Here is a 15,934-nt window from a genome sequence, read left to right on the forward strand (position 1 = left end):
TTTTTTCATAACAAACGCACCAAGATACATAAATAGTTACCGTACGTTTTTACAAATGAACGCAAGTTTTGAACATACTATTGTTTGCAAATAACTGAAAATTGATTTAACGTTTACGTTTCCGGGAACCGGCTCCACCTCCACCAAAAAAGAACATTACTCCTAAAACAAAGCCAAAATTATACCAGCCTCCTGCATTGGGAAAGGCATAAATCTCGTAATCGGTAAACAAACTGGCTAAAAAACTGAACAAAAGAATAAATCCGTGTAGCAGCCCTTTAAAAAAACCGGGAGGATCAACAACGTCAGCAACAGAATGAGTAGCACAACTTGCCAGAAACAAAACTAAGCTCAACAGAATAACAAGAAGAAAAACTATTTTTTTCATCGCGTTTCGTTTTAGGTTAAATTTTCAATTTAAAACAAATTTATGACGAAATGCGCAGAATAGCAGCCAATTTTAAAGATGCTTTTTCAAAAAATCAAGAAACCCGGTTTCTGTTAAATATTCGTTCTGCATAACAAAGTATGGATTTTTCATTACCGGTTTATTGTATTTCATTTGCTCAAGGTTGTCAAGCCGAACAACACTTCCCCCAAATTCTTCTACCAGCAACTGCCCCGGGGCTGTATCCCATTCCGAGCATGGTCCGGCTTTCAAATACATATCAGCCTCTCCGAGGATAATAGCAATTTGTTTGATTGAGCTCCCCCTGTGTATAATTTCAATTTCATACTCCTCTTTTATTTTATCAATCAGCTCTTTTTCCCGCGGTTTAAAAAAGGAACGACTTGTAATAATTCTTAATTTTTCAGAATATATTCCAGGTTTTTCTATCTTCCTGACGATACCTTTTTGATCAAATTCAAAAATCCCCTTCCCTCTTTTACAATACCAACCACGTTTAGATAAAGGATGATAAATCCATCCCACCTGGGGGCTATCACTTTCAATTAATGCCAGGTTTATACAAAATTCACCATTTTGTTTAATAAACTCCTTGGTGCCATCCAGCGGATCGACTAGAAAAAATTCTTTCCAGTTTTTACGAACGGAATAGTCAGGAATAACGGTTTCTTCATCCAAAATTGGTATTTCCGGGAAAACCTTACTTAACTGTTCATTTATTATTTTGCTCGACGCCTTATCTGCGCGTGTTACAGGTGTTCTATCGGTTTTTAACGAGGTTTTATAATTGTCACTTCTATACACCTTCAGAATTGTATCGCCTGCAGAAGCAAGTATGTTAAAAACAGATGTAAAATTTTTCTCTTCCATAAAAACAAACGGGTTATTGTAAAATTACCAGATGCCTGTTAAAAAGTAAAACATAAGCCTACAATTAGAAGCGATTTAATTGTTTCTTCACAAATATTATTCTGCGAATTCCCTTGAAACAAACTATATATTATGAAAAACAAAGCTTTTTATACAAAAGATATTTAACTACTTGAAAAACACGCAAAACTTAGTTTGAAATAATTATTTTTTTATCTGAATTTATCTATTTTTACGCCGTCATTAAAATCAAACCTTTATAGTCGAATTTTAATAAAAATAAAAATCATGGATCATAAAATGTGGTATGATACAGACAATGATATTCTGTGTCTGGAATTCACAAGAGATTATTTACTTGAAGACGTTGACCCTGTAATAAATAAAAGTATTGAACTCCTGGAAGGGAAACCTTTCCGGCAAATGATGATTTTCATCAATAAAACTGCCAAAGTTGAAAATCGGGAAACCCGGGAAAAAACGAGTCAGGCATTTGTAACTGCAGATATACAGGATGTAGCATTTGTAGGGGGTAGCGCAGCCAACCGAATGATTGCCAAAGTGATGTTAAAAACCGGCGCCATAAAAACGCAAGGTGATTTTTTTAAAGACAAGGAAAGTGCAACTCAGTGGTTAAAAAGTAAAAGATAGAAAATGGAAAACAACTTAGATTTTAAAAACGCCAAAGAAAGAATCGAACATATTGAAGACGTTTTATCTTCGGTTGCAGCCGGCGATTTGGATAAAAGACTTCAAACTGATATTGAAGATGATCTGACAGGCATCGAAGAAGCGATTAACATTTTAATCGAGGACTTAACTTATGAGCTCAAACAGAGTAAAAAAATGAAAGAAGAGCTTGAAGATAAGTTAAATAAAATTCAGGAGCAGCAAAAAACCATTGTTCAGCAACAGGAAGACCTACTGGAGCTTTCAAGTCCGGTTACAAAAGTTTGGGACAATGTTTTAATCCTTCCTGTTATAGGCACACTCGACAGCCAGCGCACCCAAATTATGATGGAAAACCTTTTGCAAAAAATTGTTGAAACAGGCTGTACAATCGCCATTCTTGATATTACCGGAGTTCCAACTGTTGATACCCAGGTTGCAAACCATTTATTAAAGACGGTAACAGCAGCTCGTTTACTTGGCGCAGATTGTATTATTTCAGGAATCAGCCCTGCAATTGCCCAGACTATTGTTCATCTTGGAATTGATCTTTCATCGATAAAAACGAAGGCAACGCTGCAAGATGCAATGTTGTTTGCTATGAAAAAAAATAATCAGCTTTTTGAAGGAAAAATACATTTGGAACATAAAGAACAGGAAGAAGACGATAAATGAATTTAGATATCCACGATAAAAAAATTCCTATAATCAAAATTCGTGATTTTTTGATTGTATCTATTCAGGTTGACATGCACGATAAGTTAGCCGTACAACTACAGTCACAAATTCTTCACGAAATTGAAAGAACAGGGGCCAAAGGTGTTTTGATTGATATTTCAGTTCTTGAAATGGTCGATTCCTTTATTGGAAGAATGCTTTCAGGGATGGCTTCAATGGCAGCCATTATGGATGCCGCAGTTGTAATAGTAGGGATGCAACCTGCTGTAGCCATTACCCTTGTAGAATTAGGATTGGAAATGCCCGGCGTAGATACTGCCCTTGACATGGAAAAAGGAATGGAGATGCTTGAAAAAAAACTCAGGGAGAAAGAAAGCTAAATTAATTTGACTCGAATGCAGGAAATCATTTCAGATAAAAACTGGAATAAACTGGGGATTTACCCGATTGTTGACGAACACGACATCGTAAAAGTGCGTTCAATAGTTCGCCAACATGCGAAAGACTTCAGGATGGGTATAGTTGAACAAACCCGAATAACAACAGCAATTTCAGAATTGTTAAGAAATATGTACAATTATGCCAATGGCGGCGATGTTGTTATAGAAAGCGGTGACATAGAGGAACATAACGCACTTATTATTACCTGCATAGACAAAGGTCCGGGAATTGAGAACGTTGAACTAGCCATGAGCGATGGTTATACTTCAGGAATGGGAATGGGATACGGTCTGCCCGGAGCAAAACGATTGGTGGATAAATTTGAAATCTATTCGGAGCCGCAAAAAGGAACAACCGTGAGAATAATGAAATGGAAATAAACCGTGATCATATTTTATATCTTCAAATTGACAATGAATCGGATGTTGGTGTATGTCGGCGCAAAGCTGTCGGGCTGGCTAAAAAAATCGGGTTTGATGATATAAAAACCGGAGAGGTAGCCATTATGGTTACAGAACTCGTAACAAATGTCTTGAAGCACGGAGGTAGAAAAGGAAAGATTCTGGTTTGTCAACTCGAAAATGAAAAAAGACAAAAAGCTATTGAAATCTGGTGTTGCGACATGGGTAACGGAATAGCAGACTTTAATCAATCGGTTACCGATGGATACACACAACAAAATTCATTGGGCCTGGGTTTGGGAACCATTCGAAGATTCTCCGATGAACTGGATATAAATCCTAAATCCGTCCAACAGCTGTATGACAGTGGATTATCTGACCTGAAAAATTATAAACATTGTATCCGCTTGCTAAAATGGGTTCCAACCAAACATTGGATCGGGACAAACAAAAACATAATAACAGGTGCCGCATCACGGGCAAAACCCGGCGAAAAACTGAACGGTGATTCCTATGTGGTAAACCACTTAAACCAGACAGAAACCGTTGTTGCCGTTATTGATGGTTTAGGGCACGGTAAAGAAGCAAACATAGCTTCACAAATGGCAAAGGAGCAGATACTGCTTCGCCCGGAACTACCTCTCGACGCTCTTATTCAGCATGTTCACAATGGAATACGGGGAACAAGAGGAGCTGTTATTGGGCTGGTATTCGCCGACACTCAAAAAAATAAATTACGATTTACAGGAATCGGCAACATCGAGGGATTTTTAAATACCTCATCAGGTAAAAAAAACCTGATTTCTTTTGGAGGAATCGTCGGACACAATATGCGAACTCCCCGGATTTTTGAATTTGACTTTAATCCGGGTGATATTCTTTGCTTAACGACTGATGGGATCACATCGCGCTGGAATCCAGACGATTTAAACTGGAAAGATCATCCCCAGCAACCAGCTGAATATATATTAAGAAATTTTTCAAGGCAAAATGATGATGCAACCGTTCTTATCCTCCGTTACAATATTTGAAGTCGGGCGGCTAAATATATTAACCGAATCGGATGTGGTTGTTGCCAGAAACATAGGCTCACAACTGGCAAAAGAACTCTGCTTTGACAAAACTACATGTATAAGAATTGGAACAACAGTATCGGAATTAAGCAGAAATATTATTGAACATGCCAATCAGGGTGAGGTAAAGTTAATGATTGGTACCAAAGAAAATGATAGTTCCGGCTTGATCCTTATTTTCAAAGATGAAGGAAACGGAATAGAAGAGCTTGATAAAATAAAATCCGGGAATTTTGTCTCCAAGCACGGAATGGGCGTCGGGTTAACGGGGTCTCAACGATTAATGGATGATTTTCACGTTGAATCAGTACCCGGAAAAGGAACCACCATCACTGTAGCAAAATGGTTGCCGCAGTATTCAAAAAAAATGTCTGCCAAACGAATTTCCTCTATACAACAAGCGTTTAAAGAATTTATTGCCCGGGGTGAGGATAGCATGGTTGACACAATCAATGCCCAAAACCAGGAATTACAATTTCTGTTAAAAAAACTACAGGAACGAAACGAAGAAATTGAAACAATAAACAAAGAGCTGGAAGAAACCAACAAAGGAGTAGTTGCTTTAAACCGCGAACTGGAAGACCGTGCAATTGCAATTGAAAAAGCCAAACAGGAGGCGGAAATGGCCAACAAAGCCAAAAGCGAATTCCTGGCTAATATGAGCCATGAAATCAGAACACCAATGAATGCAATTCTCGGATTTACTGAGATTCTCGAAAATAAAATAACGGAAAAGAACTTACTAAAATATCTGTCATCCATTTCCTCAAGTGGAAAAGCTTTACTGAACATCATCAATGACATTCTTGATCTTTCGAAAATTGAGGCCGGCAAAATGGAATTACAATACGAACCGGTTAATCTTTTTTCACTGATGAATGAAGTAGGCCAAATTTTTGATCATAAAACAAAACAAAAAAAGATAGACTTTTTTATCGAAATAGATCCGTCAATTCCAAAAGTTATCTTTCTTGACGATGTCAGGCTCAGACAGATTCTGTTAAATCTGGTTGGAAATGCCGTTAAATTCACTGATAAAGGTTTTGTAAAACTTTCTGTTGAAAAAGCTGTCAGTAAAACTGATAAACAAACCATTGATTTGCTGTTTCAGGTTGAAGACTCCGGGCTGGGGATTCCTGAAAACCAGATAACAAAAATCTTTGAAGCCTTTGAACAACAAAAAAATCAAAACTTGAACAAATATGGCGGAACCGGGCTGGGTCTAACAATAACCTCCCGTCTGATAAATATGATGGGAGGAGACATCAAAGTGGAAAGTCAGGTGGAAAAAGGAAGTAAATTCAAAGTTTATCTTTATGATCTAGAGGTAAGTTCGATGGTAGAACCGGAACAAAAAAATAAAGAAACCGATATTTCAAGCCTTATTTTTGAACCTGCAAAGATTCTTGTTGTTGATGATATTGCGCATAACAGAGAACTCATTGTAAGTTTTCTCGAAAAATATGAGTTAGAAATTTACAGTGCTGAAAATGGAAAAGAAGCAATTGATATTGCGATAAAATACAAACCCAATTTGATTTTGATGGATCTTAAGATGCCAATAATGGACGGTTTTGAGGCAACTTCAGTTCTGAAATCCGACGACGATTTAAAATCGGTTCCGATTATAGCACTCACTGCTTCGGCAATGAAAGAAGAAAAGGACAGAATCTTGAAGTCGGGATTTGACCATTTTCTGCCAAAACCGATATCCCAAAAAGAACTCGTTAGGGAACTTTCCAATTATCTGGAATACAACACTCCCGGTTCAAATGAAACAACAAATTCTTTCTTTGGCATTCAAAAACAAACACTGAGCGAAGAAAGTATTCAACAAATACCCAAACTCATTCCTGTTTTAGAGGGTAAGCTAAAAAATAAATGGAACTCCATTCGCTCAACCTTTATTTTAAATGAAATAAATTCTTTTGCTGAAGAAATTAAAGTGGTTGCAGAAACTTTTAAAATCAACCAGCTTGTGGAATGGAGTGATAAAATTATAGAGCAAATTCAAAATTTGGATATGGAAAACCTCCCCTGTACAATAAACCAATACGAAAATTTCATATCCGACTTAAAAAAACTAACCGATAAGGAAGGAGTACAAAATGAATAAGACAAATGCAAAAAAAAGTAAACAACCTGTAATTCTGATCGTCGACGATGTTCCAAGAAACATACAGGTACTCGGTGCTCTTTTAAACAAACTTGATTTTGAACTTGCTGTTGCAATGAACGGACAACAGGCTCTCGATACGGTATCAAAAATTAAACCCGACCTCATTTTACTTGATGTAATGATGCCGGTTATGGATGGGCACGAAGTATGCCGCCGACTCAAAAAAAATGAAGCGACCAAAGACATTCCCATTATTTTTATTACAGCCAAATCGGAGTCGGAAGACATTATTACCGGCTTTGAATTAGGCGCTGTTGACTATATTACAAAACCATTTATTGGAAGTGAACTTATTGCCAGGGTAAAAACACATTTGGCACTAAAAACAACAAAAGAAACCCTGCAGGAAGAAGTCGCCACAAAAAACAAATTCTTTTCAATAATCTCCCATGACCTCAGGGGCTCCTTTGGTATCATTCTCAGTTTTGTTCAACTCATACAGGAAAACAGAGAATACCTTTCGCCTGATGAATTAAATGAATTACTCGACGACATTGGAAAGACATCAAAAAATACACTGAATTTGCTTGAAAACCTTTTGGAGTGGGCACGTTCTCAAACCGGTCGCATCAACTTTAATCCGGAAGAACTTAAAGTACATGATCTTTCTTCCAACATCATTCAATCTCTTCAGGAAATTGCATCAAATAAAGAAATTCAGCTGACTTCAGATGTAAATATGGATTACGAAGCTTTTGCAGATAAAAACATGGTTTTACTGGTTATCCGTAATCTGGTTTCCAATGCCATAAAGTTTACACCCAAAAAAGGAAATATTAAAATTAGTTGTTCTGAAGATGATAATTTTATAAAAGTTGCGGTAACCGATTCCGGGATAGGCATTGAAAATGATAAAATAGAAAATCTATTTAAAATTGACATGAAAGTCTCAACACTGGGGACAGAAAATGAGCAGGGAAACGGTCTTGGCCTTGTACTTTGCAAAGAATTTGTTGAACACAATGGTGGAGAAATTGGTATAGATAGCGAATTAAATAAAGGGACTACCGTTTGGTTTACTTTGCCTAAACCCAGTTAGATTAAAACGTTTTTAGCCATTTTTCGTAAATTACACCTATGGAAAACCGGCTACAAAAATACAAAAACAGAGAGGCTGCTGTTGCTGGAAGGTTTTATCCCGGCACAAAACAGGCACTTCGTTCAGAACTTGAACATCTGTTTCGTGCTGCCCAAAAACGAAAAGAAACACCTTATCAGCTACAGGCTTTAGTCTCACCCCATGCCGGATATATTTTTAGTGGCGAAGTTGCCGCATCGGCATTTAATCAAATTCCTGAAAACAGCTCATATAAAAGGATTTTTATAATTGCTTCAAGTCACCGGTATCATTTTAACGGAGGAGCTGTATACAACGCCGGTAATTACGAAACGCCGCTGGGCGAAATTGATGTAGATATTAAACTTGCAAATCAACTTATTCGTTCTTCAAAGGTAATTGTAGAAAAAAACGAAGCACATCAGCTGGAACACAGTCTTGAAGTTCAGTTGCCACTACTTCAATACAAACTGAATAATAAATTTATGCTTGTTCCCATTATTATCGGAACACAAGATCCGGACGTTTGCAAACATCTGGCAAACGCGCTAAAACCCTATTTTAATCAGGAGAACCTGTTTATTTTCAGCACCGACTTTTCACATTATCCGGCATACGCTGATGCTAACAAAATTGATTTTCATACCGCGCAAGCCATTTGCGGCAACAATCCAAAAGAATTACTAAATGTTTTAAACAAACATAAAACCCAAAATATCCCCAACCTGGCTACTCCACTTTGTAGCTGGCCTTCGGTTCTCACCTTGCTCTACCTGACCGAAAGCCAAAATTTTCTTTATGAAAAAATTGAATATAAAAACTCAGGCGATGCGGAAATATATGGCGATAAAAAAAAGGTAGTAGGGTATTGGGCAATTGCCTGCTATAAAAAAAACGGGGAGCTTTTTATCACTAACGAGGAAAAATCAGAACTTCTTGAGAAAGCACGAACTGCTATAACCCATTTTATTAAAAGCGGAGAAAAGGCAAAAACTGTTCCATCGGGTTCCGGGGGTATTTTAAATGAAATTGCAGGTGCATTTGTAAGTATATACATAAACAATGAATTAAGAGGATGCATCGGTGGCTTTGCCCGAACAAAAACATTAAACGAAATGGTGCAATCTATGGCAGTTTCTGCGGCATGCGACATCCGTTTTGAAAATTTACAGGAAAAAGAACTAAACAATATGCAACTGGAAATCTCAGTTCTTACTCCTCTCAAAAAAATAAAGTCTATTGATGAAATAGAATTGGGAAAGCACGGCATTTATATTAAAAAGGGGCTAAACACGGGCACATTTTTGCCACAGGTAGCAAAAAAAACCGACTGGGATTTGGAAAAGTTTCTGGGACATTGTTCACGCGACAAAGCAGGCCTTGGCTGGGAAGGATGGAAAACAGCCGAATTATTTACCTACGAAGCCGCTATTTTCAAAGGATAAGTTACTCATTCAAAAACCTCCTGTAAAACTTTTAATGATTTTATTTCTCCCAGATGTTCAAAATGCAAATTATAGTACTCAATTAACTTTTCCAGGAGAGTTTCCCGGATTCTACGTGGAATTTTAAGTTCAGCAATTTCATGAAACTTTAAGGTTGACAAGGTACAGAAATACGCTGTAACTTCCTTGTTCATAAACAAGGGATGAGAAGGTTCATAAGGAACAACAGTACCTTTTTTTAAATCAAACCAATTTTCAAAAGCCTGGCGGGTAGTGTCGGGAAAAAATCCAAGGTATTCAGTTAAACGATACAAAAAATACAAATGAAAATTAGCCAGGTTCTTTTCCATAAAATCAAAAAGCAGCAAGGCATTTTTTATAAAATCGAACATTTCCGGATAACTTTCTTCTTCATTAATGGTTTTGTAAAGCATTTCAGCTAAAAAAACCGCTTGTGTTGATTTTACTATATCAAAAGGAATATTTTGATAAACCGGTGTATTTTTAATTTCTTTTGTTCGCTGAACTTCCCTGCTTTGTTTCTGATACGTTACCAAATCGACAAGAAAGAGCGGCTGTAAAAATCCGGCTTTTGTTTTTGATTTCTTTTTTCTGACCGAATTTATAATAAAACTTTGCCGGCCAAACTCCCGTGTAAAAATAGTAGCGATAACACTACTTTCGCCATACTTGATCAAGCGTAAAACAATACCTTCTGTCGAGGCCAGCATTATTATTTAATTAATGAATAAAAGCTTTGTGATGTGCGTTTGTTCTCCGGTTTCGTCATTACAAAGTACAAGATAAATACCGGTTTTCACACGGTGTCCATTCAAATTTGTTCCATCCCAAACCGCCTGCCCGCCCAACGATTCTGTTTGAAAAACCAGGTTTCCGGTGATATCAGTTATTTTAACATCAGTATTCGCTATCAAACCGGTAACTGTAATTTGTCCGTCATATGTTTCACGAACCGGATTTGGATATACATATACATTTTTATACACGTCATTTCCTTCGGTTGCATTCCCCTGATAGGAAATTAATCCTTCATCAGTACCAAAAAAAACTTCACCCGAATTTGGATTGATTGCGATTGCTGTAATGTTGTTTGAAAGCAGCGGGCTGTTATCTTCCGTAAAATGTAAAATCTCTTTCTCTCCTGATTCAGAAACCAGGTAAACACCTGAACCAGATGTTCCAAGCCACTTCCGGTTAGCGCCATCTACCGCAATTGCAGTCACCGTTTCCGTTTCTAAAAGCGGATTAAATAATCCGTCATTTAAATCCAGGCTAGGCTGTGTTGCATAAAATGTTTCGGAATCCCAAATTCTGGAAGCGTCGGAAAAAACAGCTACGCCTTTTGTTGTCCCTACCCAGATGTCACCTTCATCATCTTCTGCAATGGAATATACATCGTTCATCCGGTTAAACTCTTCATAATCTCCATTGTTAAAGTATGCCGTAACAGGAAGGTATATTTTTTCTGTTCCGCTACTGTTAACTACGTAAAGATCGTTTCCTCTTACAACAATCCATTTGTCATTATTTTCAGTAACAATTACTTCTCCAAGATTATAATCATTGGCTGCTTCAGGCAATTCAAACGATTCCCAGCTGCCATCTGCAGAAAGCTTATGCAAATTATTGCCTGCCTCTGAGTTTGAAATCCATAAATTTCCTTCTGAGTCAAATGCCATTCCGTCAACTCTTACATACGGTTCATCGGGCTGCTGAGGCAATGCGCTTTCCAAAGGACTGTTATGATTTGTGTAACGTTCAACGAACTCATCGTTTTTGTATTCCAAAAGTCCGCCCCCCCAACTGCCAATAAAAAAATGATTTTCATCCGAAGGATCGACAGCAACCGAAATAACGTTAAAAAAACCATCCAACTCAGAATGATTTGAATTTGAAAAATAACTCCACTGGTCATTCCCAAACTTTTGAAAATGGGGTTCAATCCAACCAATCTGAGCGCCGGGCATGATCCACAGGTTTGTCCCGGTGTGAAGCAAAGAGAAAACATCATTATCCATAGGTCCGTTTATCTGAACCGCTTCAAAACTTTCACCGGCAACTTTTACAAGTGATTTTTCATAGTCGGCTATCCAAATGTTTCCATCCGATGTCATTCCAACACTTCTGGGCTGAATAGCAGAAATCTGTTGGCCATTAATCTGATAATTATTTATCCTTTTAACGATACTATTATTGCTATCAACGATAAAAACATTTTCCCTGCTTGCAATGGTCAGGTAATTATTATTTTCCTGAATATCATATATATATCTGATACCCGCCTGATACAGGGTCCAGCTTTCACCATCAAAAGCATACATCTCATCAGCATACCATTCTTCGGGAGTATAATTTGCGATAAGTTTACCTGCGTACATTTCCAAAAAATTAAACTTCCCTGTTGAACGAGGAATATTTTCAAGATAAACCCAGTTCGTGTAATCCAGTAAATTATCTTCTCTATATGCTTTTAGTATTCCATTATCGGTAGCGGCATAAACTGAATCATTCAAAATTTCAACATCATTTATATTTAAATGGGTTCCTCCTTCTCCAATAATATAGGTATCCTTCACTTCTTTCCTGTCAAGATTCAAAACCACAATTCCGAAACTGCATGCCAAAAAAGCCTCGTCACCAATAAAGGAAATATTATTAACTGCTTTTTCACCGGTGATTTGCTTTCGCTCCAGATCCGATATGTTTCTAACCGTTGTTCCCTCAAGTAAATCAATATTACAATTATTGTAAACAATAACAAGAATTTCGTTTTCTTCGCTATATGCAATGGTATTGATACCAAAATCGGAGAGTTCCGCGACGTCAGCAATCCTATTTATACTATTATCCTGTAAGTCGTAATAAATCAAACCACCCTCTGAAAGACAGTAAACTTTTTCACCGGCAACTGCAATTTTTTTGGCATTCGCATACGAAAGATAATCCTGCCAGCTTCCACCGGATCTTTGCGCCTGTGTTTGAAGAACAAAAACAAGCGAAACAGTAAATAAAAATATTCTATTCATGTATAATTTGGTCATTAATTACTGCATTTGAAGATAGTTAACCAATTTTTCTACTGCCCTGCCGCGGTGACTGATTTTGTTTTTGTCTTCAAGTTTCATTTCCGCAAATGTTTTTTTATATCCGCCGGGTTGAAAAATCGGATCGTAGCCAAATCCCGAATCTCCTCTTTTTTTTGTTAAGATTGTACCTTCAACAACGCCTTCAAATTGTTTTTCTTCCCCCTTTGTTATCAACGAGATTACAGTCCTAAAACGGGCATTCCGTTGTTTTATTTTGGTCATTTTATCCAATACTTTGTCCATGTTCGCATTGGCGTTTTTATCCTCGCCGGCGTAACGGGCAGAATATACTCCCGGTTCACCTCCCAGCGCTTCTATTTCAAGCCCTGTATCATCAGCAAAACAAGAATAACCATACTTTTCAAAAATATACATTGCCTTTTGCCGGGCGTTTCCTTCCAATGTTGGTTGTTCTTCAGGAATTTCTTCATCACAACCAATATCTTTTAAACTCAATAATTTAAAGCGATCGCCTAAAATGGCCTGCAATTCTTCCAGTTTGTGTTTGTTATTTGTAGCAAATACGAGTTCCATTTTTTTAGGTAAAAGTAAAAAATTAAGAGAAATTAGTCCGGATGGTTGAAAACATATTTCATTTTCAGATTATCAATGTGAAAGGGGACTTTTTCAATATTCCAAAAATAAATTTTAATACTGTCTCCCTTCTTTAATCCTGAACTCATATCAACCGAAAATGCTATTCTCCGCCACTGACCTGCCTCATCCACAAATTCAGAAACATCTAAAACTTCATACAAATATGCTTTCCCTCCGCGTTCGGCAGAAACAACAAGTAAGGTTTTACTTAATTCCGATTCAAACAAGATATCTGAAACAACAACTATTTCTTTCAGGTCTAACAATCGACCTTCCACAGATTTTTCAATCACCTGCCCCCATTCTTCCGAAGTACCAAAAGAATAAGAATGATTACCTGAAACAGAATCCCTTTTTATCCTGTTCCGGTCTTTTGTCCAATTACCATCTCCTTGTTTTTCAAAATTTTGATAAAATGCGTAGCCAAATTCTGTTTTTCTCTTTTCAGCCAATATAATCCCCGAGTTATTTCCAATACTTTGTTCCACAATTTCAGGATAAAATGAATATAAAAGTTCCTTTAAGTTATTATCAATAATGCTGCCTTGCCAGGCAAAAACAAAAAACCTGCCTTCTGAATTTTCCAAAAAGCGGCTAAAACGGGCAATATTGGTTTTCTCATCCACAAAAAAAACTGTATCGGCTGGAACAATTTCGATTAATTCTGAATTTTGCGTACTTAAAAGAACTGTTATATCATCTGCATAATCATGCCGCCATTGTTCCGTTTTCTCAACAATAACCGGAGAAAGCCCCTTTGCATTTTTTTTGTAGAAATGTCGATTCAGCAAACTACCTGCAATAAAAATTGCTACTCCCGACAACAATATGAAAACTATATTTTTCCTTCTTTCTGGCCGCTTAATTATAACATAATAAACCAGGAAGCCGATTAAGACCAAAAAAACCAGATAGCTAAAAACAAAGGCATATTTGATGAGTCTGTTCTCAAACTTAAAAACAACAGTATGTTCTCCGGAAGGGACAAAAACCGCTAAGTGGGCATAATTACTTTTTAATAAATCCTGCTGCTTTCCATCTATAAATACCTGCCATCCGTTAAAATAATTTTGCTGATAAATCAATAACTGCGGAGATGAAGTTTGTGTTTTCACTTCGATTTCTTTTGGAGAAAAAGCACGTATTTTTAAATGAGAATCATCGTCCGGCCTGATATTTCTCCCTTGTAGTTTTGAGTAGTCTGTTTGTGAAAGAAAAACGGTTTTTGAAGTAAAGTTTTGAACCTTTGAATTTGGCCGAACATCTCCCGATAAATACACAAGCGGCTCTTTTTTAATGGCCTTCAGCAACGCGGGATAGGTATCGGAAAGAAAAGCATAACCATCGAGTTTGAAAGAGACTAAACCATCAAAAGTTACTTTCTTTGGAAAAACATTGTTGTTCATCCATAAAAAATCATTTTGCGCTCGTTTATCTGAATTTTCTTCGATCGGATTTAACTCCGGAACAGGAAATCCTTTTGGTGAGGATTTCAAATAATGATAAAATTCTACCGGATTTGTTTTGCCTGTTACGGTGTAATGAATATTTAGTTGTGTGGAAATAATTCCATCAAAAACAAAAAGAAATACCACCGCTGTTGAAAACATACGAATATCCTTCACTTTCCAAAGCAACAGTAAAAAAACAATCAAAATCGCGAATTGAATCGTTCCCTGTAAAATAATATTATCGAAACGTGTGGCTGCAAAAAGTTTCCCTGTAAAGCCAATACCCGATTGAAAATACGCAAGGTCTTCTACTTGAGTGAAAGCACGAAAAACCAATACGATAATCAACAAAATAACTCCTGCTGAGATTGCAGACAACAAGGTTCGCTCTACTTTTCTGAATTCAAAATTTTTCAAATTAATCCCTGCAAAAGCCAAAAATCCAAAGATGGCAAACCCTCTGAAAATTGAAGGATATTGAAACATATCCATCAAGGGAAAATAGCGATACAAAAATTCGCGTAAAAAAAACTGTTCCCCAAAAGAAACAAGCAAAGCAAAAATTCCAAAACCCAAAACGATGTATGATTCTTTCCGACGTATTTTTTTGATTAAAGCGAACAAAAACAAAACCAGGCTAATGATACCAAAATAGGCGTTTGACATGGATTGATCTGTTTGGAAATAACCAGTGTCAGCGCCGGTTGCCATCGGCAAAATGAGAGAAATGAGCGATTGAAAAGTAAAGGAATGTTTTTGTGCCAAATGGAGCGGTAGCCCGCCATAACGACTTAAAAACGGTAAACCCTGAAAATAGGCAACAATCAAAACCAAACTGAAAAGAACAACAGTAATAATCAACAATAAATGATATCCAAACAACTTTTTAAGATAGTTTTTGTCCGACCAATTTTGAACAAGAAGAAACAGGAAAATGCTCAACAAAAAATAACCAAGAATAATTGTAAACCCGGGATAGCCGCCAAAAATTATCAGAAACAAAGAGATGGATAAACGAACAAAATTGTACCTGTTCAACTTGTGAAGAAAAGAAAAGTAAGAAGCCAATACAAACGGAACCATTGCATAACTGTATACAAAGGCAATATGTTGTGCATTTCCGATGCTCAATCCTGAAAGCATGTATGCAACTGATAATGCCAACGATAATTTTCGATCAACACTAAACTGTTTCAAAAAATAATCGAATGAAATACCGGCGATAAGAATATAAGTCAGAAAAACATATTGTAAAGTAATATTTGAATAAGCAAACAAATTGCCGACAATCCAAAACTCGGGATTAAAAACAGAAACCAAGTCAGCAAAAACCGGTATACCGTATAACAAATAGGGATTCCACAACGGAAACTGATTATTTAAAACCGACTCAGAAAAAAAATAACGCGATGGTAAAAAGGCATCTACAAAATCCCACTTCATTCCATTTTGAAGGAAAAAAATCTGCCAAAATGCAGCAATTACAACCAGAACAAAAAGCAGGTATTCTTTTTTTCTCATGAGGACGTCTAATTTTCCAGACAGAAAATACGAGTT

The 15,934-nt window shown here is 36.9% G+C and carries 14 protein-coding genes; 8 read left to right on the forward strand and 6 right to left on the reverse strand.

Features of this window, described 5'->3' with window-relative positions; translation table 11 throughout:
• Positions 1-106: 106 nt before the first annotated feature.
• Both K5G00_RS12680 and K5G00_RS12685 read right to left on the reverse strand, forming a co-directional pair.
• On the reverse strand, positions 107-388 hold the full coding sequence (locus K5G00_RS12680; RefSeq protein ID WP_238766533.1) for a hypothetical protein: 282 nt from the start codon (positions 386-388) through the stop codon (positions 107-109).
• A 72-nt stretch (positions 389-460) separates the two neighbouring features.
• On the reverse strand, positions 461-1,279 hold the full coding sequence (locus K5G00_RS12685; RefSeq protein WP_238766534.1) for a 3'(2'),5'-bisphosphate nucleotidase CysQ family protein: 819 nt from the start codon (positions 1,277-1,279) through the stop codon (positions 461-463).
• 288 nt (positions 1,280-1,567) lie between these two features.
• Between K5G00_RS12685 and K5G00_RS12690 the strand changes: the two genes are divergently transcribed.
• The 8 genes from K5G00_RS12690 to amrB are packed head-to-tail and all read left to right on the forward strand — an operon-like array spanning position 1,568 to position 9,222.
• A complete protein-coding gene (locus K5G00_RS12690) occupies positions 1,568-1,930 on the forward strand; it encodes a DUF7793 family protein (RefSeq protein ID WP_238766535.1) in 363 nt (120 codons plus the stop codon).
• Between the two features lie 3 nt (positions 1,931-1,933).
• Positions 1,934-2,623: an STAS domain-containing protein gene (locus K5G00_RS12695; RefSeq protein WP_238766536.1), complete on the forward strand. Its 690-nt coding sequence runs from the start codon at positions 1,934-1,936 to the stop codon at positions 2,621-2,623.
• A complete protein-coding gene (locus K5G00_RS12700) occupies positions 2,620-3,006 on the forward strand; it encodes an STAS domain-containing protein (RefSeq protein WP_158866329.1) in 387 nt (128 codons plus the stop codon). Before K5G00_RS12695 ends, K5G00_RS12700 begins: the two co-directional genes overlap by 4 nt.
• A gap of 15 nt (positions 3,007-3,021) precedes the next feature.
• A complete protein-coding gene (locus K5G00_RS12705) occupies positions 3,022-3,447 on the forward strand; it encodes an anti-sigma regulatory factor (RefSeq protein WP_238766537.1) in 426 nt (141 codons plus the stop codon).
• Positions 3,438-4,499, forward strand: coding sequence for a SpoIIE family protein phosphatase (locus K5G00_RS12710; RefSeq protein WP_238766538.1), 1,062 nt, complete (start codon positions 3,438-3,440; stop codon positions 4,497-4,499). Before K5G00_RS12705 ends, K5G00_RS12710 begins: the two co-directional genes overlap by 10 nt.
• Positions 4,459-6,657: an ATP-binding protein gene (locus K5G00_RS12715; protein WP_238766539.1), complete on the forward strand. Its 2,199-nt coding sequence runs from the start codon at positions 4,459-4,461 to the stop codon at positions 6,655-6,657. The genes K5G00_RS12710 and K5G00_RS12715 overlap by 41 nt, the downstream gene beginning before the upstream one ends.
• Positions 6,650-7,759, forward strand: coding sequence for a hybrid sensor histidine kinase/response regulator (locus K5G00_RS12720; protein ID WP_238766540.1), 1,110 nt, complete (start codon positions 6,650-6,652; stop codon positions 7,757-7,759). The genes K5G00_RS12715 and K5G00_RS12720 overlap by 8 nt, the downstream gene beginning before the upstream one ends.
• Before the next feature lie 38 nt (positions 7,760-7,797).
• Complete coding sequence (gene amrB, locus K5G00_RS12725) at positions 7,798-9,222, forward strand: AmmeMemoRadiSam system protein B (RefSeq protein ID WP_238766541.1); 1,425 nt, start codon at positions 7,798-7,800, stop codon at positions 9,220-9,222.
• A 5-nt stretch (positions 9,223-9,227) separates the two neighbouring features.
• On the opposite strand, the gene recO is transcribed toward amrB, so the two are convergent.
• The 4 genes from recO to K5G00_RS12745 are packed head-to-tail and all read right to left on the reverse strand — an operon-like array spanning position 9,228 to position 15,898.
• Positions 9,228-9,953: a DNA repair protein RecO gene (gene recO / locus K5G00_RS12730; RefSeq protein ID WP_158866310.1), complete on the reverse strand. Its 726-nt coding sequence runs from the start codon at positions 9,951-9,953 to the stop codon at positions 9,228-9,230.
• A gap of 6 nt (positions 9,954-9,959) precedes the next feature.
• Positions 9,960-12,269: a type IX secretion system anionic LPS delivery protein PorZ gene (gene porZ / locus K5G00_RS12735; protein WP_238766542.1), complete on the reverse strand. Its 2,310-nt coding sequence runs from the start codon at positions 12,267-12,269 to the stop codon at positions 9,960-9,962.
• A gap of 18 nt (positions 12,270-12,287) precedes the next feature.
• Positions 12,288-12,863 (reverse strand): non-canonical purine NTP diphosphatase, encoded by a 576-nt coding sequence (locus K5G00_RS12740; RefSeq protein ID WP_238766543.1) that lies wholly within the window; start codon positions 12,861-12,863, stop codon positions 12,288-12,290.
• A gap of 32 nt (positions 12,864-12,895) precedes the next feature.
• Complete coding sequence (locus K5G00_RS12745) at positions 12,896-15,898, reverse strand: YfhO family protein (protein WP_238766544.1); 3,003 nt, start codon at positions 15,896-15,898, stop codon at positions 12,896-12,898.
• Positions 15,899-15,934: the final 36 nt, after the last annotated feature.

The sequence above is a fragment of the Maribellus maritimus genome (genome assembly GCF_022267315.1).
GTDB classification, from domain to species: Bacteria; Bacteroidota; Bacteroidia; order Bacteroidales; family Prolixibacteraceae; genus Draconibacterium; species Draconibacterium maritimum.